This window comes from Amycolatopsis echigonensis (assembly GCF_014174495.1).
Classification (GTDB): Bacteria; Actinomycetota; Actinomycetes; order Mycobacteriales; family Pseudonocardiaceae; genus Amycolatopsis; species Amycolatopsis echigonensis.
On the sequence record NZ_JACJHR010000221.1, the window covers coordinates 1 to 1,442 of the forward strand.

Annotated in this window: 1 protein-coding gene; it reads left to right on the forward strand. The window is 67.4% G+C overall.

The genetic code is table 11. The features are described 5' to 3' along the window. The first annotated feature begins 225 nt into the window (after nt 1–225). On the forward strand, nt 226–1,422 hold the full coding sequence (locus tag H5411_RS46380; protein ID WP_183128011.1) for an IS110 family RNA-guided transposase: 1,197 nt from the start codon (nt 226–228) through the stop codon (nt 1,420–1,422). Nucleotides 1,423–1,442: the final 20 nt, after the last annotated feature.

A 1,442-nucleotide genomic window follows, 5' to 3' on the forward strand; every position in this document is an offset into this window, starting at 1 on the left:
GTCCTACCTTCTTTGTTGGGTCTGAACTGGTCATTCGTAGGATCGGTGGGCCCTGGGGCTCCGGGTATGGCTCTCATGGCGTCGCCGTTGGCAAGGCTGAAAGGACTTGGCCGCCCGGGCCCCCGCGACGACTCGACCGCTAATTGGGATACGCGTGGATCGCTGTGTAGGACACCGTCGGCGTGGTCGTCTGTGGGTGAACCCTTGATTACAACAACGAAAGAGGTGGTCGTGCCCCGCATCTGGGCCGGCGTGGACATCGGCAAGGAACACCACCACTGCGTGGTGATCGACGACAGCGGCGAGCGGCTGTTGTCTCGACGCGTCCAGAACGACGAAACCGAACTGCTGGCCCTGATCGCCGACGTCGCGGCCATCGACACCGATGCGCTGTGGGCGATCGACCTGAACAGCGGCGGTGCCGCGCTGCTGATCGGGCTTCTGGTCAATCACGCCCAGGAATTGGTCTATATCACCGGTTTGAAGGTCCACCGAGCTGCCGGAACCTACCGAGGCGAGGGGAAAACCGACGCGAAAGACGCGTTCGTCATCGCCGACCAGGCCCGCGTCCGCCGCGACCTCGGCCCGCTGCGCGCCGGCGAGGAGATCGCGGTCGACCTGCGGACCCTGACCAACCGGCGCACCGACCTGGTCTGCGACCGCACCCGGGCGATCAACCGGATCCGCCACCAGCTGCTGGAGTATTTCCCCGCGCTGGAACGCAGACTCGACCTGTCCCGCAAAGGACACCTGCTGCTGCTGACCGGCTATCAAACTCCCGACGCGATCCGGCGCCTCGGCGAGCATCGCCTGGCCCACTGGCTGCGCCACCGCAAGGCCCGCAACGCCGACACCGTCGCGCATCTCGCGATCGAGGCCGCCGCCGCGCAGCAGACCACGCTGCCCGGGCAGAAACTCGCCGCGGCGATGGTCGAACGACTGGCCAAGGGGGTGATCGCGCTCAACACCGAAATCGCCGAGACCGACGCGATGATCGAGCAGCGGTTTCGCCAGCACCGCCATGCCGAGGTGATGCTCACCCTGCCCGGCTTCGGGCCCGTCCTCGCCGCGGAATTCCTCGCTGCCACCGGCGGCGAGATGACCGCGTTCGGCTCGGCAGACCGCCTCGCGGGCTACGCCGGGCTCGCCCCCGTTCCCCGCGACTCCGGCCGCATCCACGGCAACCTGCGGCGCCCACGCCGCTATCACCGGGGCCTGCTGAGATCCTGCTACCTCGCCGCCATGGCCAGCTTGCCGGCCTGTCCCATCTCGAAGGCGTATTACCAGCGCAAACGAGCAGAGGGGAAGCGGCACGAGCAGGCCCTGCTCTGCCTCGCCCGCCGCCGCCTCAACGTCATCTGGGCCATGCTCCGCGACGACACCGGCTACCACGCTTCACCACCGATCCCGGCAGCTGCGTGACTTGACAAACCCATTGGGAA